We start from the raw sequence: 21774 nt of genomic DNA, 5'->3' as shown, positions 1-21774 counted from the left end.
ATCCCCATATCTTATCGCTATAAGCACTAGGGCAGTAATCATTATTTAAAATAATTACTGCTCGTTATATTTATGAGGAAAATATGAATAATAGAACAGTAAATTTATCTCAAGTTCCAGCTGCATCACTAAGAGAACTCTTATCTTTTCCATGTTCTTTTACTTTCAAAGTTGTTGGTATTAAGCGAGATGGACTAATGGAAGATGTAGTAAATGAGGTGCAAAAAGTGGTTAAGGGGGATTATTCACCAACCCTTAAAGAAAGTGGAAAAGGATCTTATCACTCTGTATCAATTACATTACAACCTGATAATATTGAACAAGTAGAAACACTTTATACAAATTTGGCAAAAATTGAAGGAGTAAGAATGGTGTTATAATCCCTTCTTATTTCCAAATTAATCAAGGACGTGTCTATGCGTCCTTCCCTAATGTGGTAAATAAACATGACATCTCAAACACTTATCATTCGCCAACTTGGTATCCAAGATTACCAAGAAATATGGCATAAAATGCAAGATTTTACAGACGCAAGAACAGAAACAACGCCTGATGAGATTTGGTTAGTTCAACACCCTTCTGTATTTACACAGGGTTCAGCAGGTAAACCTGAGCATTTACTTTATCAAACGGATATTCCAGTAGTACACTCGGATAGAGGTGGACAAATTACCTATCACGGAATTGGGCAACAGGTAATGTATGTACTGATCGATATTAAACGCCATAAAGCTAATGGGAATGAATTAAGTGTACGTCAATTAGTTACCGCATTAGAACAATGTGTTGTTAAAACTCTTGCTGATTACAATATTGAATCTTATCCAAAACCGGAAGCACCGGGCGTGTATGTCGATAAAAAGAAAATTTGCTCTTTAGGGCTAAAAATTCGTAAAGGACGTTCTTTCCATGGATTAGCGCTTAATATCAATATGGATTTAACTCCATTCCATAATATTAACCCTTGTGGGTATGCTGGGTTAGAGATGTGTCAAATGGCAGATTTTATTCCTCAAGAACAAGCAACTTGTGAGAGCATTGCACCTAAATTGGTTCATTACTTTACCGATATTCTCGGGTATAATGAGCAACATATTATTAACAAATAGGAGTACGAAATGGGTACACCATTTAAAATGGAAAGAGGTGTCAAATATCGTGATGCTGCAAAAACCTCTATTATTCCCGTAAAAAATATCGATCCTGACCAAGAATTATTGAAAAAACCATCATGGATGAAGATAAAATTACCTAAAAATTTAGATCGTGTTCAAAGTATCAAAACAGGTATGCGTCGCCATGGATTACATTCCGTATGTGAAGAGGCATCTTGCCCAAACTTACATGAATGCTTTAACCATGGTACTGCAACATTTATGATTATGGGGGCAATTTGTACACGCCGTTGTCCTTTCTGTGATGTTGCACACGGCAAGCCTCTTCCATTAGATCAAGACGAACCAAAAAAATTAGCAGAAACAATCCAAGATATGAAATTAAAATATGTGGTAATCACCTCTGTTGATCGTGATGATTTACCTGATCGTGGTGCTGCTCACTTTGCTGCTTGTGTAAAAGAAATTCGAGCGGTCAATCCAGGAATCAAAATTGAGATCCTTGTACCAGATTTCCGAGGTCGTATTGAACAAGCGATTGAAATTTTAAAAGAAAATCCACCAGATGTGTTTAATCATAATTTAGAGAACGTTCCACGTTTATATCATGATATTCGTCCAGGTGCCAACTATGAATGGTCGCTTAAATTGCTAAAAGCATTTAAAGCTGAATTTCCAGATATTCCAACTAAATCTGGTATTATGGTTGGATTAGGCGAAACAAACGAAGAAATTTTAGATGTGATGCGTGATTTAAGAGCGAACGGTGTAACAATGCTTACTTTAGGGCAATATTTACAACCAAGTCGCCACCATTTACCAGTAGCTCGTTATGTTCATCCAACAGAATTTGATATGTTCCGTGAAAAAGCAAATGATATGGGCTTTGAACACGCCGCTTGTGGACCTTTTGTTCGCTCCTCTTATCATGCTGATCTTCAGGCAAGTGGCCAGTTAGTTAAATAATTTCACAAAAATAAAGCTCTATGGAGCTTTATTTTTTTCTTTCTTTTCTGCATAAACTCTACTAATAAATCATAGATTTTCATAGAAAGTTATAGTAATGTTCGGCAGGATTTTATTAATACAATATCGCTACTTATGCTAAAAAAATTTTTTATTTTATTCACATTTCTTGTGGTTATTATTATTGGTGGGGGAGTATATGCCTATCAACAGTTAGAGGCTTTAGCCCATAGAAAAATTACCGCAAACCCAGAACAACTTTTAGTTATTGAAAGAGGGACATCTAGTCAAAAATTAGCGAAATTGCTTGAAGAACAAGGGATTACGCAAAATACAAAACTTCTTCCTTATTTAATTCGGTTACATCCAGAATTAAGTCATTTTAAAGCAGGTGTTTACTCACTTGATGGAATTGAAACAGTTGAAGGGCTATTGCAACATCTTAATGATGGAAAAGAAGTTCAGCTTAATGTGCAATTTATTGAAGGAAAAGATTTCAAAAATTGGCGGGAGCAATTAGCGAAAGCTAAATATTTGAATCAAACTTTGGCGGGGAAATCTGAAGAAGAAATCGCAAAGTTATTGGGTATTCCTTATCAAAAACTTGAGGGGTGGTTTGCTCCAGATACTTATAGCTATGTACCTCACACAGATGATATTGATATCCTTAAACGTGCCTATAAAAAACAGCAACAAAACTTAGACGAAGCGTGGCAAAATAGAGCGGAGAGTTTACCGCTTACAACGCCTTATGAAATGCTCATTCTCGCCTCTATTGTTGAGAAAGAAACAGGGATTGCGAGTGAACGCCCACAAGTTGCTTCAGTGTTTATTAACCGCTTGCGTGCAAAATGGAAATTACAAACAGACCCGACAGTTATTTATGGAATGGGTAATCGTTACAATGGTAATATACATAAGAAAGATTTACTTGAAGCAACTCCGTATAATACCTATGTAATTGATGGTTTACCGCCTACACCAATTGCAATGCCAAGTAAAGCGGCAATTCAAGCAGTGTCACAACCAGATACTACACCCTATTTTTATTTTGTAGCAGACGGAACGGGAGGGCATAAATTCAGTAAAACTAATGCAGAACATGAGCGTGCGGTGCGTAACTGGATACAAATCGAAAGACAACGTAGAACAGAAAAAAAATAATTCTGGTTATAAGAACAAGTGCGAGAAAAGAGCAAATGAAAGGAAAATTTATTGTTGTTGAAGGATTAGAAGGTGCGGGCAAAAGTAATGCTGTGCGTGTTATAAGTGAAGTGTTATCTGCTAATCACATTTCCTTTATCAACACCAGAGAGCCGGGTGGTACAAAAATTGCAGAGGCGTTACGCAATCTTTGGAAAGAGGGTATTGATGGCGAACATACTACCGATAAAGCAGAAGTATTGATGATCTTCGCTGCTCGAACTCAATTAGTTGAAACCGTTATTCAACCTGCTTTAGCTGAAGGAACTTGGGTGATTGGCGATAGACACAATATGTCTAGCCAAGCATATCAAGGTGGCGGTAGAAATTTGGCCGATTTAGTCGAACATATTGGTGAGAAAATCCTAGGTGATTTTGAGCCTGACTTTACGCTTTATCTTGACCTTGATCCTGCAATTGGATTAGAGCGAGCAAAAGGGCGTGGAGCATTGGATCGGATCGAACAACAACATATCGACTTTTTCCATCGTACTCGTGAGCGTTATTTAGCTCTTACGCACAATAATCCTAAAGCCGTTGTGATCAATGCTGAACAGCCTATCGAAAAGGTATCAGCAGGTATACAACAAGCGGTCGAAAACTTTCTCTCTTTTGCAAAAGTATAGAGTATGAATTTATATCCTTGGCATAATGAAATCTATCAAAATCTAACCCAGTCTTTTTTGAACGGGCGAGGACATCACGCCTTATTATTCAAAACAGATATCGGTTTGGGAACATCTACCTTAATTTATGATTTTGCTCATTGGTTGTTATGCCAAAATAAACAAGGAAATCAACCTTGTGGACAATGTAAAAGTTGTTTGTTGTGGGAAAGCAATAATCATCCTGATTTTCATCAAATTGAGTCTATTGATGGAAAGGATATTAGTGTTGATCAGATCCGTGATTTAACCAACCAACTGCAACAATTTTCGCAACAAGGCGGAAATTCTGTTATTTATATTGCAGGAGCAGAGCGATTAACGGAATCGGCGGCTAATGCATTGTTAAAAACATTAGAAGAACCTCACGATAATGTTTATTTCCTATTAAAAGCTCCTTTACAGTCGGCAATGTTAGCAACGATTCAAAGTCGCTGCCAAACGTGGCTATTACAGGTACCAGAGTTTCAGTCTGCTTATCAATGGCTTTCAACCCATTTCCCTAATCTTTCAGCAGAAGAATTAGAAACCGCATTGCGTCTTTGTCATAATCGTCCGCTAATTTGCAAAACTTTTTTAGAAACTGACCGCTTATCAACCCGAAAAGAGTTTTTAAGAACCTTTTGGACTTTCTATAAACACAAAGATGTGTGGTTACTTCTCAGCGCCTTTGATAAAGAAATTCCTGCCATTTTGCAGCAACTAGAATGGATTGATTCATTCTTTACGGACGCACTTAAAGCTAAACTCAATATTTCAACAGGTTGGGTTAATTCAGACCTATTTAAAGGGATTGTTCTATTTAGCCAAGGATTATCGGCACAAGGATTACTAAAAGGACATCATATAATCCAACAAATCCAACGTGATTTACTGGAAATCAATGCAGTAAATGCAGAATTAATGCTAGCCAATGGGCTTACTCGTCTTGTGTTAGAGGTTTTTGAGTAACGATATCTTAACCATTCAATCGTTGTAATAACCTATCCATTGCACGATAGCCCAATGCTTCGGCAATATGCGGTTGCTCAATATTGGCGGAATCGGCTAAATCAGCAATGGTACGGGATACTTTTAAAATACGATGATAGGCTCGTACAGAAAGTCCTAATTTCAATAATGCATTTTCTAAAAATAACGCATCTTTCTGATCTAATTTACAGTCTTGCTCAATTTCTTTAGTGGTTAATTGTGCGTTGATTTTTCCTCGACGATTAAGCTGGATTTCCCTTGCTTTGACAACACGTTGGCGAACTTGTGCTGTTGTTTCCCCTCGTTGTTCATTGTTGTTTTGTAACGCACCTTTAGGCAGTAATGGTACTTCAATCGAGAGATCAAACCGATCAAGAAAAGGCCCTGAAAGTCGATTCAAATATCGCATGACTTGCTGTGGAGAGGCACGATTATGTGTGCCTTGATAATGCCCTGTCGGGCTAGGATTCATAGCTGCAATTAATTGAAAACGTGCGGGAAATTGTACTTTAGCATTCGCCCTAGAAATAATGATTTCGCCTGATTCTAAAGGTTGTCGTAATGCATCTAATACTTTCCGCTCAAACTCAGGTAACTCATCGAGAAAAAGTACGCCGTTATTAGCTAAGCTTATTTCACCGGGTTTTGGAATCGAACCCCCACCCACTAATGCAACCATTGAGGCACTGTGATGAGGCGCTCTGAAAGGACGTTTTTTCCAGTTTTGAACGTTCAATTCATTTTGCATTAAGCTGGTAATGGATGCTGTTTCAATAGCTTCCTTATCTTCCATTTCGGGAAGTAGATCTGCCAAACGACTGGCAAGCATTGTTTTTCCTGTTCCGGGAGGTCCAAGGAAAAGTAGATTATGTTGTCCAGTGGCTGCAATCATCAATGTGCGTTTAGCGTGTTGTTGTCCGATAATATCGGTTAAATCTCGTTGAACAAGCGGTGAGATTGTTTCATTTTTTTGCGGAAGTTGCTGGGCAATCGGTAGGTGATCTCGATTATTCAGAAAATTGACCACTTGTAATAAAGACTTGGCACAATAGCTTTGTGTATCGGAAACTAAAGCCGCCTCTGACGTGTTTTGTTGCGGAAAAATTAATTCTCGTTTGTCTTTAACTGCCGATAACACCGCAGGAATGACACCGTGAACACCTCGTAAATGGCCTGTCAGTGATAATTCCCCAAGAAATTCAAATTGACGTAATTTATCTGAATCAATTTGTCCCGATGCTGCTAGAATACCAATCGCTATCGGCAAATCAAATCGTCCTCCCTCTTTGGGTAAATCCGCAGGGGCTAGGTTAATGGTAATCCGCCGTGCAGGGTATTCAAAATTAGCATTGAGTAATGCGCTTCGTACTCTGTCTTGAGCTTCTTTAACACTTTTTTCAGGCAACCCAACCAAATATAGCCCGGGGCTACCTATGCTCATATGTACTTCAATAGTCACCAACGGGGCTTCGATCCCTATTGATGCTCGACTGTAGATAATGGCTAATGACATCTGTTCTCCTTTTGGAACAGTGTACGTACTACTCTCTGTCTTTCATAATGGCGAAGTAAGATTCTTCGATCTATTTCACAAAAGTTTTACAAAAATCAAGGCATAACTAACCGCTTGTAGTACACTTGATACCAAAATAAGAATAAAAGGAATAATAATGAATCAGCAAGATATTATTGTTGTTGGAGGTGGCATGGTAGGAGCAGCCTCTGCATTAGGTTTAGCTAAATTAGGCTTAAATGTCGTATTATTAGAAAAAAATCCTTTACCGACATTTTCACCAGATGCGCCTTATGATGTCAGAATTTCTGCAATTAGTGCTGCTTCTGTCGATTTACTTGAGAAATTAGGAGCATGGCAGAATATTGAATCAATGCGAGTATGCCCTTACGATGGATTAGAAACGTGGGAAATTGATGGCTTTAATACTGCTTTTCATGCACAAGATCTTGGTTTAGATAAATTAGGTTATATGGTGGAAAATAACCTCATTCAAATTGGATTATGGCAAGCACTACAAGATTACCCTAACTGTCAACAAGCGGTCGGTTTTGACAAAATTTCTGCAAATCGAGAAGATGGTATTTGGACAGTAACCCTTGATGATAAACAAAGCTATTCCGCTTCAGTATTATTAGCTTGTGATGGGGCTAATTCTCTTGTGCGTAGCTGGTCTGGTATTGGGTTAACTAGCTGGCAATATCGTCAACACTGTTTGTTAGCGGTTGTGAAAACAGAATTACCTCAACAAAGTGCGACATGGCAACAATTTTTTCCAAGTGGTCCGCGTGCCTTTTTACCTTTAACAGGGCAAAATGGCTGTGTGGTATGGTATGACTCGCCACAACGTATTGCTGAGTTAAAACAAATGGATAACGCACAACTTTCTAACGAAATTAATCATAATTTCCCAAGCCGATTGGGGCAGGTTGAAGTTACAGCTCATGGAAGTTTCCCTCTTACTCGACAACACGCTCAAAGCTATGTAAAACAAGGAATTGTATTAGTAGGTGATGCTGCTCATACAATTAATCCTTTGGCAGGGCAAGGGGTAAATTTAGGCTTTAGAGATGTGAAAGCCTTATTAGAAGTGATTGAACAAGCGGTCAAAAAAGGCGAAAACTTTGCAGATGAAAAAGTCCTAAAACAGTATGAACGAAAACGTAAACCTGATAATTTAGTGATGCAAACGGGTATGGATGTTTTCTATAAAGCTTTCAAAACAGATTTATTGCCTGTAAAAGTGGCTAGAAATATAGCATTAGTAATAGCAGAAAAAGCAACACCATTCAAAAAGAAAGCATTGAAATATGCAATTGGTTTGTAGGCTGTAGGCTTATTTTTATTTTGGGTAGACTAATTAAATTGACATAAGTAGTTGATTTTTTAGAGATAAAAAACGGACAGAATTGCAAATTTTTTACTAAATCTGTCCGCTTACTTAGTTAGTAATCTAAAGCAAGTTTTCCTGCTGCCTTGACTACAACTGAAATTGCTTTTTCTTCAGTGTCTTTAATAGTCTCTTCATTAGGAATTTCTTGTTGTGTGCGATTCACAATTACACCAGATACCATACCTGCACGGAGTCCCAATGCTCCGCACATAGTAAATAGTGTGGCTGATTCCATCTCAAAGTTCATGACATTCAATTCTTGCCATTGTTTTAATGATCCTTGGAAGTGACGATATACTTTACCTGAATACGTGTCATAACGTTCTTGACCTGGATAGAATGTATCAGATGAAGCTGTGATACCAACATAAGGTTTTACATCATGTTCTAATGCAGATGCATATAGTGCATTTGTTGCTTCAAAGTTTGCGACTGCTGGATATTCCATAGGCGCAAAATGTAAGCTTGCACCATCTAAACGCACGGCACCAGTTGTAACAAGTACGTCACCAACATTAATATGTGGTTGGATAGCGCCTGTGGTACCAATACGTAAGAAGGTACGTACGCCTAATTGAGCCAATTCTTCTACACAAATTGATACAGAAGGTCCACCAATACCAGTCGAACATACTACGATAGGCTGGCCATCAAGATATCCTAGCCATGATGTAAATTCACGTGTAGAAGTAAGAAATTCTGGATTATCCATTTTTGCGGCGATACGTTCACTACGAGCAGGATCTCCAGGAACGATAGCAACTTTTGCGCCTTTTAACATAGCTTTAGTTAAACCTAAATGAAATACTTCTGACATAATTTATCCCTCTAATATTAATTATTATATGTTGCACCTCTATTCTACCAACCCATACATAGAATTAGCGACTTTTTTATTGATGAATCTATAAATTTGTGAACAAGATCAAAAGGAAACGTTTGCTTATGGATTGATATCTCTCAAAATAGGATTTTGCATAGAGATTAATGTTTCCGTTGATTGAATTTCATCAATAAGCTGAATTTTCGTAGCAAGTACTTCGTGAAGTTCTTCTATAGTGTGTGTCATGACCTTGATAAAAATAGAGTAGTTCCCTGTTGTATAATAAGCTTCTACGACTTGATCAAATTCTCTTAGTTTTGCGATTACTCCTTGATAATCTTTGGCACTTTTTAAAATAATACCAATAAAGCAACATACATCGTATCCGAGTTTGCGTTCGTTAATGCGTATTTTTGTTCCCTCTATGATCCCAGCTTGACGCATTTTTTCGACACGGACATGTATTGTTCCAGGACTAACATTAAATCTCTTAGCCATTTCTGCATAAGATGTTCGAGCATCTCTAGTTAATACACGCAAAATCTGTTGATCGAGTTGGTCGATTTGTAATCGTAATTGGTGATTAGTCTGCAAATTACCCTCCAAATAATATTAAAAAATAGATAATATTTAATATAAATAGATATTTTTATATATTATCTATCATAAATGCTTTTTATTTAATAATCTATTGAATTTTCTCCCAAATGATTTAAATTATATTTAACTTTTAATGAATTAAACAATTATTTAAGGTATTTTTTATGAAAAAATCATTTATTTTACAACAACAAGAAATTAGCTTTGTTAAGAATACGTTTACTCAAAACTTGATAGAACAGTTAGATATTATTGAAGTACAAGGGCCAATCTTGAGTGAAGTAGGTAATGGGATGCAAGATAACCTTTCTGGTGTGGAAAAAGCAGTTCAAGTTCATGTTAAACAAATTCCAGATGCAACCTATGAAGTAGTTCATTCTCTTGCAAAATGGAAACGTCATACATTATCTCGTTTCAACTTCAAAGAGGGCGAGGGCTTGTTTGTACACATGAAAGCGTTACGCCCAGATGAAGATTCATTAGATCCAACCCATTCAGTTTATGTGGATCAATGGGACTGGGAAAAAGTGATTCCAGAAGGTCGTCGAGATTTCGAATATTTAAAAGAAACTGTAAGATCTATTTATCGTGCGATTCGTCTAACTGAATTAGCGGTTGAAGCTCGTTTTGATATTCCTTCTGTGTTACCAAAACAAATTACTTTTGTTCACAGCGAAGATTTAGTAAAACGCTATCCAGATATGACAAGTAAACAACGTGAAAATGCAATTTGTAAAGAATATGGTGCAGTATTTTTAATTGGTATTGGTGGCGAGCTATCAGATGGTAAAGCACATGATGGACGTGCACCAGACTATGATGACTGGACAACAGAATCTGAAAAAGGTTATAAAGGTTTAAACGGTGATATCTTAGTTTGGAATGAACAATTAGGTACAGCATTTGAATTATCATCAATGGGTATCCGTGTTGATGAAAAAGCACTACGTTTACAAGTTTCATTAACAGGTGATGAATCTCGCTTAGAAATGGATTGGCATAAAGATTTATTGGCAGGTCGTTTACCATTGTCTATTGGTGGTGGCATAGGCCAATCTCGTATGGCAATGTTCTTGTTACGTAAACGCCATATTGGTGAAGTACAATCTAGCGTATGGCCGAAAGCGATGTTAGAACAATATGAAAATATTTTATAATAGTCAGTTGTAAGATCGTTTAGTTTCAAGCGGTAAGATTCTTGCAAAATTTTGCAATGATCTTACCGCTTTGCTTTAAGGTTTTTGAGTAAAAGTAATAATTGCCCCAAGATTATCTGAATTTTTGGTATTATCAGTTGCGATATAGATATTTTTACCATCAGGGCTAATTAACACAGATTGGTAGTGGTTGTTAGAATAAACATAAGCTATGGTATTTCCATTAGCTTGATTCACCTCTTCGTTAAGAGGTATTTGATATAAAGTACCTGTCTTATATCCAGTAATCAGGATCGAATTTTGTAGGAATGGGATAGTTCCATTTTTCGGATAGTAAGCTAATCCACTTGGCTCAATAGTATCTGAAAAAGTTTTAATAGGAAGTTGTGTTTGTTTTGGCATATTTTCAAGTATCAGTCCTGCATCACAATTTGTATTTTCAGCATTGCCTAATAGATTTGGCCAGCCATAGTTTTTCCCTGCTTCAATAATATTCAGTTCATCACTAATTTTAGTTCCTTGATCGACACTAAAGAAGTGATCTCCGCTAAAAATCATATCTTTAGGGAAGTGAAAACCATAAGCGAAAATATGGCTTTTTATATTTGCTATTCTTGGATTGTCTTCGGGAATTGTGCCATCAGTGTTGATACGTAATACTTTCCCCTGATAAGCACTGAAATCTTGTGTCACAATATCATTAACTGATGGGATCTTTTGTGCCATAGTCTTTTCGCATTGTTGATTTGGCTCATTGTTATCATCTAATGCTAGATAAAGTTTTTGATCCGAGCCAAAGCGTAATATTCCACTTGGACGATCTACATTTGATGGAATTTTATCGAGTAGTGTGATTTCATTAATGAATTGCTTGGTTGAATTATCATAGGTTAAACGTGAAATCTTACCCCATGTTTGATTTACACCTTGATCTTCATTTATTTCATTGTAGCTTTGATAGAGATATAAATAATCAGACTGTTTATTTTTCAAAAAATCAGGATGGAATACAAAACTGAGTAGTATTGGTCGTTTGGCTTCTGTAGAAATTAATGGTGGAGTATAAATAAAGCTACGCTCGCCAGTTTCTGGATTAACTGTGGATAATTGATTACTTTGCTTTTCAATTAACCAAATATTCCCATCATATCCCCAAACCATATTAGTAGGGCTATGTAGATCATCAATTAATACTTTAGCATTAAAGTGTTCATCCACAATATTAACAGTCGGGTTTTTAACGGCAGAATAAGCTATCGAAACATAAAAACTTATCAGAATTGCTAATATTTTTCTTTTCATTACAAATTCCTTCCTAGCACATTGAATACGAGATAATACTATTTTAAGTTAAACGTACAATAAAAATAATAATGATTATAGTAAGTAGATCATTTTAATTTCAATTAATTCAGATCGTCTTAAGATATCTATTTGCCAAGAGTCGCGCTGAGTTTATTGTAAGATCGCATTAATATCTGTATAATCTACACCCTTTTAGAAATTAAAAATTTATAAAGTGGAGTAAATAATGGCTCGTGTAACAGTTCAAGATGCTGTAGAAAAAATTGGTAACCGTTTTGATTTGATTTTAACAGCAGCACGTCGTGCAAGACAATTACAACTTCACACTCGTGAAGCATTAGTACCAGAAGAAGATGATAAACCAACTGTGATTGCTTTACGTGAAATTGAAGAAGGTCTTATCGATAATAAAGTATTAGATCAGCAAGAAAGTATTGATGCTTTCCATCAAGAAGTTGCTGAGCGTGAAGCAATCTCTTTTCTTGCAGATGTTCAAGCAAACTCTTAATTTTTATTTGGACAATTTAATTTGCAAGCGGTCAGATCATTGACTTATTTTGCATTTTATATTGTCCATTTTTGTATCTAAATTTAGGTCATTTTAAGTGGGGTATAGTGTGCATCTTTTTGAAAGTCTTCATGCCATTATTAAAGAATATTTACCGCCAGACAAAATTGAGCTGGTAAGACGAGCTTTTGAGGTAGCCAAAGATGGCCATCAGGGGCAATACCGTTCTAGTGGTGAACCCTATATCACACATCCTGTTGCTGTAGCAAGTATTATTGCGAATATGAAATTAGATCATGAAGCAGTGATGGCTGCATTATTGCATGATGTAATTGAAGATACCCCTTATACAGAAGAACAATTGGCCGAAGAATTTGGTACCAGTGTAGCAGAAATTGTTCAGGGAGTGTCAAAATTAGATAAGCTTAAATTTAGAACTCGCCAAGAGGCTCAAGTTGAAAATTTTCGTAAAATGATTTTGGCGATGACTAAAGATGTTCGTGTGGTGTTGATTAAATTGGCGGATCGCACACATAACATGCGTACATTAGGCGCATTACGACCAGATAAACGTTTACGTATTGCGAAAGAAACTTTAGAAATTTATACCCCATTAGCCCATCGTTTAGGGATGGAGTCGCTAAAATCAGAGTTAGAAGATCTTTGCTTTGAAGCAATGTATCCTTACCGCTATAAAGTGATCAAACGTGCAGTTGCAGCTGCACGGGGTCATTTACAACCACTAATTCAGCGTATAACGGCAGATATGAAAGGTCGCTTAGATGAAGTAGGTATTAGCTCTCGTATTTATGGTAAGGAGCGTCCACTTTTCTACCTTTATCAGAAGATGCGAGAGAAAGATCAGTATTTTAATTCCATTCTTGATGTTTATTCATTTAGGGTTGTAGTGGAGAATATTGATAATTGTTATCGAACTTTAGGTTTAATGCACTCATTATATAAACCTCGTCCAGGACAAGTAAAAGATTATATAGCTGTACCGAAAACAAATGGTTATCAATCATTACATACTTCAATGATCGGATACAAAGGTGCACCTATTGATGTACTTATTCGAACTGAAGAAATGGATGAAATGGCAAAATTAGGGGTTGCTGCACATTGGCGTTATCAAGATTATGTTAGTACAAGTGTACAAGTTCGTATTCAAAAATGGTTAAAAAGTATCCTTGAAATGCAACAAAGTGCAGGTAATTCAGTTGAATTTATCGAAAATGTAAAATCAGACTTATTTTCTAGTGATATTTATGTTTTTACACCAAAAGGTCGTATTATTCAGTTACCAGCTAAAGCGACACCTGTTGATTTTGCTTACGCATTACATACAGATATTGGCGATAGATGTATCGGTGCAATTGTCGATCATCAACCTTATCCTCTTTCAGAGCCATTACAATCTGGGCAAACGGTAGAAATACAAATGGCAGATTCTGTGCGTTTAAATGCATTATGGCTAAATTTTGTAGTTACTGCAAAAGCTCGTTCAAGTATTCGCAATACTTTGAAAAATCAAAAACGAGATGCAGCTATTTCATTAGGAAAACGTCAATTATTGCTTTCCTTAAATGCTACTGATTTTTCACATATTGATCCTGTTATTCAGCAATCAGTATTAAAGGAATTAAAACTAGAAACTTTTGATGACCTATTGGCTGAAATTGGATTAGGTAATCAAGTAAGTGGGATTGTTGCTCAACGTTTATCAGGTGAGAAACTAGAAATTGATACAGATGGAAATCCAGAAAATAACCAATCTCTAGCTATTAAAGGGATTGAAAGTAGCTTAATCAGTTTTGCTCAGTGTTGTTTACCTGTACCAGGTGATGAAATTATTGCGCATATTAGCTCAGGTAAAGGGCTAATTATTCATAATATTACTTGTCGTAATGTTAAAGATCATTTGAATGATAAGCGTGATTATATGGCAGTAAATTGGGAAATTACCAAAGAAAAAGCGGTTGAATTTGAATCTGCAATTTATATAGATACGTTGAACCAACAAGCTGCGTTAGTTGATATTGCTAATGCATTAGCAAAAATGAATAGTAATATTTTAAATATTAATGGTTCTCGTTTAGCTGGAGGAATCTATCAACTCAAACTCGTGATTAGTGTGGTTGATAAAGCACACTTAGAATCAATTCTACATAAATTATCCCATATTAATGGAGTCGTACAAGCGGTAAGATCCGGTTAATTTTTTGCGATAAGTCGATTAAACATAAGGGTGTCATTGCGGCACCCTTTTTTCTTCTATACAATTGTATTTTTATACAGTTAAGAAGCGGTCAGTTGCTTAGAAAAGTTTACTATTATGAATTCACAACTATTAGACGGTATTCCATTAACGGCTTTATCAGGTGTCGGTGCAGCTATTTCAGAACGATTGGGTCGAATCGGGATCAATAACGTACAAGATCTTTTATTTCATTTACCAATGCGGTATGAAGATCGTACAAGGATCACGCCTATTATCGATCTTCGTCCAGAATCCTATGCAACGATCGAAGGCACGGTATTAGTTACGGAAGTACAATTCGGTAAACGCCCAATTCTTTCTACCACCTTGTCTGACGGTACAAGCAAAATCATGCTTAAGTTTTTTAACTTTAACGCAGGGATGAAAAATAGCTTAGTGATAGGAGCAAGAGTTAAAGCCTTTGGTGAAATAAAACGTGGTCGCTACATGGCAGAAATTCATCATCCAGAATATCAAATTATTCGAGGGAACCAACCGCTTGTATTGGCAGAAACCTTAACTCCTATTTATTCGACTACCGAAGGACTGAAACAAGCCTCTTTGAGAAAATTAACTGATCAGGCATTAGGAGTGCTGTCCAAAGTACAGGTACCAGAACTTCTGCCCGATGAATTCAATCCTCATAAATATAGCTTGAAAGAAGCCTTACAATTTCTGCATCGTCCAACACCAGATACCAGTATTGAGCAATTAGAAAATGGTGAACATCCTGCACAAAAACGACTCATTTTTGAAGAACTATTGGCTCACAATCTAGCAATGCAGAAGGTAAGAAAAGGGGTTCAACAACATCACGCTGAACCATTGAGATATCAAACTGATTTAAAGCAACGCTTTTTATCCACGCTACCTTTTAAACCGACCAATGCACAATGGCGAGTTGCTCAAGAGATTGAACAAGATTTAGCAAAACCTTTTCCAATGATGCGATTAGTGCAGGGCGATGTTGGTTCAGGAAAAACATTAGTGGCGGCATTGGCTGCATTATTAGCGATTGATAATGGTAAACAAGTGGCATTAATGGCTCCGACAGAAATTTTGGCGGAACAACACGCTAATAATTTTGCCAATTGGTTAAAACCTTTTGGAGTCGAGGTAGGTTGGCTTGCGGGCAAAGTTAAAGGCAAGGCTAGACAAGCACAGTTAGAAGCTATTCAAACAGGGCAAGTGCAGATGATAATTGGGACGCATGCCTTGTTCCAAGATCAAGTTGAGTTTAATCAGCTTGCTTTAGTTATTATTGATGAACAGCATCGCTTTGGTGTTCATCAACGTTTAAGTTTACGAGAAAAAGGGGTAAAAGAGGATATTTACCCTCATCAGCTCATTATGACGGCTACACCGATTCCAAGAACATTGGCAATGACGGTTTATGCCGATTTAGATACGTCTATTATTGATGAATTACCACCAGGTCGAACACCGATTACGACAGTCGCTATTTCGGAAGAACGTCGAGATGAAATTGTGCAGCGAGTGTATCGAGCCTGTAAAAATGAACATCGTCAAGCTTATTGGGTTTGTACTTTAATTGATGAATCTGAAGTATTGGAAGCCCAAGCCGCAGAAGCCATAGCTGAAGATTTACAACGAGCCTTGTCAGATTTACGGATTGGCTTAGTGCATGGAAGAATGAAAGCACAAGAAAAACAAGCGATTATGGCGGAGTTTAAACAAGGGAATATTGATCTGCTTGTAGCAACGACAGTTATTGAGGTCGGGGTTGATGTACCTAATGCAAGTTTAATGATTATCGAGAATTCAGAACGATTAGGGCTAGCACAGTTACACCAATTACGAGGACGAGTCGGACGAGGCGCAACGGCATCACACTGTGTATTAATGTATAAGCCCCCACTTGGTAAAATTTCATCAAAGCGTTTGCAAGTATTACGTGATAGTCAAGATGGCTTTTATATTGCAGAAAAGGATCTTCAAATTCGAGGGATGGGAGAAATTCTGGGGACAAAACAGACAGGAATGGCGGAGTTAAAAATTGCTAATTTAATGCGTGATCGCAAAATGATCCCATTAGTCCAATCTTACGCAAAGCAGTTAATAGCTAAATATCCAGATATAGCAGAACAGCTTATTTATCGCTGGATTAGTGATAATGCAGAGTATAGTAATGCGTAATAATTAATAAAAATGCTTGATATATACTGGCTCATCAAGTATTGTTAGGTTGGTTTAATTCAAAACATACTCTTTTTGGGCTATTGTTTGATTATCTCGTCTTGCTAATATGATTTTATATGGTTGATCGGAAGTATAAGGAAAATCCCTTCTGTAATGAGCACCTCTACTTTCATTTCTTGTTAGCATACTGATTAATAATAATTTTACAGTTTCAATTCTCAAATAGGTTTCTATACCTTTTTCATTGAGATTATCTTTTATACTGTAATTCTTTCTGAGATTTTCAATATCCTTGAGTGCTTGAGTAAGCGTTTCTTTATCTCTTTCTATCCCCATTGAATTATTAGCAATTTTCTTTATTGTTTGAACTAATTCAGAGCTAGATAGTTTATTTTGACCATCTGCTTTTAATAACTCATCAACCCAAGAATAAAATTCAGCTACGATTTTTTCAAAATTTATATCATTATTCTTTAAGCCTTTTATATATTTCTGAATATGTTCAACAGCTCTTTTCCCAAAAACTAATGCACCCCCTACAGAATTTCCACCTAATCTGTTAGCACCTTCTATCGCTGAGGATAATTCACCTATTGCATACAAGCCAGCAACTCCAGTTTCGCCACTTGTTCCAATTTTTATCCCACCATTGCAACTATGGGCAAAATGAGTAATGACAACATCATCTTTTAAGAGATCTATTCCCATTTCATTTTTAAGCCAGTTCAAATAGACCTCATAAAATTCTTCTTTATCGTCATAAAGCTCTTTGTTGAATTTTAGTTTTACTCCTTCAGAATTTATCTGTAAGTCTATTTTATGGCTTTCAAAATCAAAACTAAAAGGGGCATAACTACTTCTTTCTAACCATAAAGCTTTCCAATCTTTATCTTGTACTCCTGGGATGACTAATTGTTTATTTAAAGAAAACATTCCAGCACAATATTTAAGAGTATGTTCGCCAAAGAGTACATTGTATTTAGGGGATAAAAATGCGGGGATAAATTGTATAAATTCCATATTTTGGGCTTGTGCTCCCGCATCTAGAGCCACAATATGTCCCATTCCTGTCACAGTTGTTGGATATAAGCTATTTTTATAATTTCCAGCAACACCACCTGTTGCTAAAATGATCGCTTTAGCTTGAATGAACGTATATTTATCTCTTATCTTAAAGATAGCACCAACAACACAGTCTTTGTTTTTTACTATTCTTATCAGCGAACTTTCTTCTAAAAGTGTTAAATTTTTATACGCTGATAACTGCTCTGTACATTGTTCTTTTGCTTGTTTCCAATTATTAATTAAATAAATATCTCGAGCATATTTTGCAAAACAAGCAGGTCTATTATCTTTTCGTAACCAAGGGTTAAAACCAATATTTTTTAATAGATTAATATTATTTCGTATTTCATTTATATAAGTCTTTATCAGTTCGGGATTTTCCATACGGTCTCCCATATTGGAAATATCTTCTCTATATCTCTCTTTATCAGCGACTTCTCTAGATGTTACTTGTATTCCTAGTGTGCCTTTTATAGGGAAGAAACTGGCTCCCCCACAGATTTTGCCAGTAGTCGTTAAGCAAACTTTGTATCCTAATCTGACCGCTTGATCTGTAGCGATTAATCCAGCTATTCCACTGCCGACTACTAAAATATCAACAGCATCTTTCTGAACTATTGTTAATTCCATTTTCTTCCCTATATTTTTGAAAAATCAGCATTTATTTGGTTATTGTGAAATAAGTAAGATTTTCCACTTGTTCTTTCTTAGGTTCGCCAAATACAAATGAAGCGATCCAAGCAGGAATAACACAACCAGCAATGATAATACCAGAGATTAAAATCTCGAATACTTGAGGTTTTTCATATCCCGGAATCAAATTAGATAAAATAGAAGCGGGATCACCTAAGTACACAGCAATAATAACTGAGACGATAAAGCCAACCCATGCTGCTCTATGATCAATCTTTTTAAAGAAGATTCCAATCAGGAATAGTCCAGCGATTGGTCCGCCTAGAAGCCCTGTTATTGCTTGGAAATATAAGAACATATCCCCTTGTCCAGTATTTAAAAATTGAACAGCTAAAATAGTACTTAAAATACCCGCAATCCAACTTGTGAGCTTAGCTATTCTAAGTTTTTCTTTGTCAGTGATTTGTTTTTTAAGTGGGGCAATTATGTCTGATGTTACACAAGTTGATAATGAGTTCAAACTTGATGATACAGTTGATTGCGCTGCGGCGAATATTGCCGCAAGTATAATTCCAGAAACTCCGCTAGGAACATAATTGACAACAAAATAAGGTAGGATAGCATTGCCATCTATATTTTCAGGAAGTGTTGCACTACCGTTAAAGAATAGGTATAGCGCCGTTCCCATTCCGCAGAAAATGAAAATACTCATACATAATAATGGTATGTTAATGAGTAAGCTTTTCTTAGCTTCTTTTTCATTTTTTGTTGTGTTATATCTTTGTACGATATCTTGTGATCCAACATAAGAGTAAATGGAATTTAAGAATCCTCCAATCAATATACCAAAGAATGTCATTCCACTTAAAGATATTTCCCAAGCATCTTCGGGAATAGTTTTATGGTTTTCTGATAAAACATTAAAGCCATGTAATATGCCCTCCGGTACTGAGAAATACCCAATAGCAATGATTAAAAGAGCACCAAATAGTAAGACTATAGTTTGCATTGCATCTGACCAAACTACCGCTTCAATTCCTCCCATTGAGGTATAAACGACACATAAGAAAGCAACGATAACTAATAATAAGGTTGGATTTAAGTCTGGTAGTGCTTCTTTTAATGCTAAAGTAGGAAGATATAATACTACAGCCATTCTAATTAGATGAAATATGATAAAAGAGAGACTTCCTATCCATCTAAAATTATTATCAAAACGTTTACCTAAGTACTCATAAGCTGTAGTCACTTGTATTTTTCTAAAAAATGGCACAAATACATAGGCAGCCCAAATTACCATAAGGATAATACCTAAAGGAGCCATCCCTAATATTGCTCCGTTATGAAAGACGGAAGCAGGGATCGCAATGAAAGAAAGTGATGATAATGCTGTTGCATATATACTACATGCTGTTACCCAAGATGGTATTCTTCCACTGGCAGTAAAGTAGTCTTCAGAGGAGTTATTTTTATTTGAAAAATATACACCTATACCGACAATGAATAAGAAATACCCAGCTAAAACAACCCAGTTACTCCAATGCCACGCCATAAGATTCTCCGATTTGATTATGTTAAAATTAAGAATGAAAGGTTTATTTTCATTCGATTAATGAAATGTAATTTCTTTTTTTTAAATCATTTAGATGTTTTTGCTCCATAAATTGTATCATTTTTTCAATTACTCACAATCTCAATATTGTGATGGTAGTCAAAAAGTGGTTAATTAAACATAATATTCTTTTCCTAATTTTTAGAGGTAACATTGAGATAGATTTTCAATTACAATGAAAACCTATATTCTTCTTAATAATAATTCCAACAAGCTAGTAGAAAGTTTGTTGTTATTTATTCATAAAAAATGAACAAACTGACTTTATACCGTGATATTTTTAAAAATGCTGATTGGCAAACAAATCAAAATGATGTGCCATCTAATATAGCTGATTGGCTCTTCTATTCAGCATCATTGACACAAAAATTACAGATGGTAAGTTCAAATATCTCTGTTGAAATTACTCAAGAAGATTGGCAAGCGGTTAGTTTGTCAAAGAATTTTGCAAAATATCCAGAGGAACAGACCGCTTGGGTCAGAGAGATTTTATTAAAAGGGGATAGCACGCCATGGATTTTTGCCCAAACTATTTTTCCTCAAGCAACAATTGACAATGTGGCACAAGTTATCCCTAACTTGGGAGAAACCCCAATTGGGTTATGGTTATTTCCTCAAGAACCAATTCGCCAAAATTTAGAGTGGGCGTTTGATTCAAAGACAGAGCTATACGCTAGACGATCATTATTATTATTAAAAGACTATCCTCTAGAAATTTGCGAACTCTTCTTAGCTGAATTTCCATTTGAACCTACTTAACGAAAAGAGTAGCATGCCAAATAAAACTTATTGCAATTGATAATATGAAACCAACTATTCTTATATATGATTCAGGCATGGGAGGCTTGACCATCTATGATGCCATTCGACAAAGCTTACCTAATGCCCATTACTTATATTGCTTTGATAATGCTTATTTTCCCTATTCTGAAAAAACAGAGAATTTTCTAATTGATCGGGCAGAATTAATTGTGCAAAAGATTACACAGATCCAACCGCTTGATATGGTAGTGGTAGCGTGCAATACAGCAAGTACTGTTGTTTTACCTCGATTACGGGAGAAATTTTCCATTCCTATAGTAGGTACTGTTCCTGCTATTAAACCCGCTGCGGAAATTTCTCAAACAGGTAAGATAGGTTTATTAGCAACAAAGGGAACTGTAAATCGTCAATACGTATCCGATCTTATTCAAACTTATGCTAGTCATCATCAAATTGAAAAAATTGGCACGACAGACTTAGTTGAGTTAGTAGAAGAAAAGCAACAAACAGGTTTTGTCGATATGCAACGTTTACAAAAAATTATTTCAGAGTGGCAAGATGACGAAGTGCTGGATACGGTTATTTTAGGATGCACACATTTCCCTTTAGTGAAGGAAGAATTAAAGCAATTACTTCCTCATGTAAAATATTTTATTGATCCGGGAAACGGAATTGCAAAACGAGTATTAGCACTTCTTATCAATGGCTCAAAACAAAATAATGAAAATAGAGATAAAAAGAATCAAGCATTTTGTACAAAACAAACCATAGATTTTGAACAAAGAAAAGAAGTTATGAAAAATTGGCAGTTTGATAATTTGACTGTATTGAATATATAGTTAGATATAGAGATAAATAGATTGTTTTATAACTATATTTTGTTTTGTTTTCCATCTTGGTGAGCAAATTTGAGACATTTAACACAAAAACGAAATTTTTTTACAAAAAGTACTTGTCATGATGTAATTTTTCTCTATAATACGCACCACACAACGACGCGCTGTTGTGAATAAGTTAGAAATACAGTGCGTCGTTATTTTTTGCTCTTTAACAAACTATCAG

19 protein-coding genes are annotated in these 21774 nt (G+C 35.9%); 13 read left to right on the top strand and 6 right to left on the bottom strand.

What is annotated here, in order from left to right; all coding sequences use genetic code 11:
- Positions 1 to 83 precede the first annotated feature (83 nt).
- The 6 genes from ybeD (at position 84) to Q1J40_RS04005 (ending at position 4900) form a co-directional block, all read left to right on the top strand.
- Positions 84 to 380: a DUF493 family protein YbeD gene (gene ybeD, locus Q1J40_RS04030; RefSeq protein ID WP_301098770.1), complete on the top strand. Its 297-nt coding sequence runs from the start codon at positions 84 to 86 to the stop codon at positions 378 to 380.
- A gap of 66 nt (positions 381 to 446) precedes the next feature.
- Positions 447 to 1109 (top strand): lipoyl(octanoyl) transferase LipB, encoded by a 663-nt coding sequence (gene lipB, locus Q1J40_RS04025; RefSeq protein ID WP_301098769.1) that lies wholly within the window; start codon positions 447 to 449, stop codon positions 1107 to 1109.
- A gap of 9 nt (positions 1110 to 1118) precedes the next feature.
- Positions 1119 to 2081: a lipoyl synthase gene (lipA, locus tag Q1J40_RS04020; RefSeq protein ID WP_301098768.1), complete on the top strand. Its 963-nt coding sequence runs from the start codon at positions 1119 to 1121 to the stop codon at positions 2079 to 2081.
- 135 nt (positions 2082 to 2216) lie between these two features.
- Positions 2217 to 3245 carry an endolytic transglycosylase MltG gene (gene mltG, locus Q1J40_RS04015; protein ID WP_301098767.1) on the top strand — a complete coding sequence of 343 codons (1029 nt, stop codon included), beginning with the start codon at positions 2217 to 2219 and terminating at the stop codon, positions 3243 to 3245.
- Positions 3246 to 3280: 35 nt separating this feature from the next.
- Positions 3281 to 3910 (top strand): dTMP kinase, encoded by a 630-nt coding sequence (gene tmk / locus Q1J40_RS04010; RefSeq protein WP_301098766.1) that lies wholly within the window; start codon positions 3281 to 3283, stop codon positions 3908 to 3910.
- A gap of 3 nt (positions 3911 to 3913) precedes the next feature.
- Entirely contained in the window at positions 3914 to 4900 is a 987-nt protein-coding gene (locus Q1J40_RS04005; protein WP_301098765.1) for a DNA polymerase III subunit delta', read from the top strand.
- A 7-nt stretch (positions 4901 to 4907) separates the two neighbouring features.
- Here Q1J40_RS04005 and Q1J40_RS04000 read toward each other — a convergent pair whose 3' ends face one another.
- Positions 4908 to 6434, bottom strand: coding sequence for a YifB family Mg chelatase-like AAA ATPase (locus tag Q1J40_RS04000; protein WP_301098764.1), 1527 nt, complete (start codon positions 6432 to 6434; stop codon positions 4908 to 4910).
- A 157-nt stretch (positions 6435 to 6591) separates the two neighbouring features.
- On the opposite strand from Q1J40_RS04000, the gene Q1J40_RS03995 reads away from it, so the two are divergent.
- Positions 6592 to 7761: an FAD-dependent oxidoreductase gene (locus tag Q1J40_RS03995; protein WP_301098763.1), complete on the top strand. Its 1170-nt coding sequence runs from the start codon at positions 6592 to 6594 to the stop codon at positions 7759 to 7761.
- A 118-nt stretch (positions 7762 to 7879) separates the two neighbouring features.
- Here the strand turns inward: Q1J40_RS03995 and udp are convergent, their stop codons facing one another.
- Entirely contained in the window at positions 7880 to 8644 is a 765-nt protein-coding gene (udp, locus tag Q1J40_RS03990; protein WP_301098762.1) for a uridine phosphorylase, read from the bottom strand.
- A gap of 126 nt (positions 8645 to 8770) precedes the next feature.
- On the bottom strand, positions 8771 to 9244 hold the full coding sequence (asnC, locus tag Q1J40_RS03985) for a transcriptional regulator AsnC (RefSeq protein ID WP_301098761.1): 474 nt from the start codon (positions 9242 to 9244) through the stop codon (positions 8771 to 8773).
- A gap of 170 nt (positions 9245 to 9414) precedes the next feature.
- On the opposite strand from asnC, the gene asnA reads away from it, so the two are divergent.
- The gene (gene asnA / locus Q1J40_RS03980; protein WP_301098760.1) at positions 9415 to 10407 is read left to right on the top strand and encodes an aspartate--ammonia ligase; all 993 of its coding nucleotides are present in this window, start codon (positions 9415 to 9417) and stop codon (positions 10405 to 10407) included.
- A gap of 75 nt (positions 10408 to 10482) precedes the next feature.
- Here the strand turns inward: asnA and Q1J40_RS03975 are convergent, their stop codons facing one another.
- The gene (locus Q1J40_RS03975) at positions 10483 to 11709 is read right to left on the bottom strand and encodes a PQQ-dependent sugar dehydrogenase (RefSeq protein ID WP_301098759.1); all 1227 of its coding nucleotides are present in this window, start codon (positions 11707 to 11709) and stop codon (positions 10483 to 10485) included.
- 229 nt (positions 11710 to 11938) lie between these two features.
- Between Q1J40_RS03975 and rpoZ the strand changes: the two genes are divergently transcribed.
- From rpoZ to recG, 3 genes are all read left to right on the top strand, one after another.
- Positions 11939 to 12220 (top strand): DNA-directed RNA polymerase subunit omega, encoded by a 282-nt coding sequence (gene rpoZ / locus Q1J40_RS03970; RefSeq protein ID WP_301098758.1) that lies wholly within the window; start codon positions 11939 to 11941, stop codon positions 12218 to 12220.
- Positions 12221 to 12329: 109 nt separating this feature from the next.
- Positions 12330 to 14438 (top strand): bifunctional GTP diphosphokinase/guanosine-3',5'-bis pyrophosphate 3'-pyrophosphohydrolase, encoded by a 2109-nt coding sequence (spoT, locus tag Q1J40_RS03965; protein ID WP_301098757.1) that lies wholly within the window; start codon positions 12330 to 12332, stop codon positions 14436 to 14438.
- Positions 14439 to 14555: 117 nt separating this feature from the next.
- The gene (gene recG / locus Q1J40_RS03960; RefSeq protein WP_301098756.1) at positions 14556 to 16637 is read left to right on the top strand and encodes an ATP-dependent DNA helicase RecG; all 2082 of its coding nucleotides are present in this window, start codon (positions 14556 to 14558) and stop codon (positions 16635 to 16637) included.
- Between the two features lie 54 nt (positions 16638 to 16691).
- Here recG and Q1J40_RS03955 read toward each other — a convergent pair whose 3' ends face one another.
- Together Q1J40_RS03955 and Q1J40_RS03950 are read right to left on the bottom strand one after the other, a co-directional pair.
- Entirely contained in the window at positions 16692 to 18335 is a 1644-nt protein-coding gene (locus tag Q1J40_RS03955; protein WP_301098755.1) for an FAD-binding protein, read from the bottom strand.
- A 31-nt stretch (positions 18336 to 18366) separates the two neighbouring features.
- Positions 18367 to 19890: a sodium:solute symporter family protein gene (locus Q1J40_RS03950; protein WP_301098754.1), complete on the bottom strand. Its 1524-nt coding sequence runs from the start codon at positions 19888 to 19890 to the stop codon at positions 18367 to 18369.
- 309 nt (positions 19891 to 20199) lie between these two features.
- On the opposite strand from Q1J40_RS03950, the gene Q1J40_RS03945 reads away from it, so the two are divergent.
- Both Q1J40_RS03945 and murI read left to right on the top strand, forming a co-directional pair.
- Positions 20200 to 20709: a chorismate--pyruvate lyase family protein gene (locus tag Q1J40_RS03945; protein WP_301098753.1), complete on the top strand. Its 510-nt coding sequence runs from the start codon at positions 20200 to 20202 to the stop codon at positions 20707 to 20709.
- A 44-nt stretch (positions 20710 to 20753) separates the two neighbouring features.
- A complete protein-coding gene (gene murI, locus Q1J40_RS03940; RefSeq protein ID WP_301098752.1) occupies positions 20754 to 21551 on the top strand; it encodes a glutamate racemase in 798 nt (265 codons plus the stop codon).
- Positions 21552 to 21774 lie beyond the last annotated feature (223 nt).

The sequence above is a fragment of the Otariodibacter sp. genome, assembly GCF_029256985.1.
GTDB lineage: Bacteria > Pseudomonadota > Gammaproteobacteria > Enterobacterales > Pasteurellaceae > Otariodibacter.
Note: the sequence above shows the minus strand (reverse complement) of the source record. Positions and strands in the feature narration are given on the sequence as shown.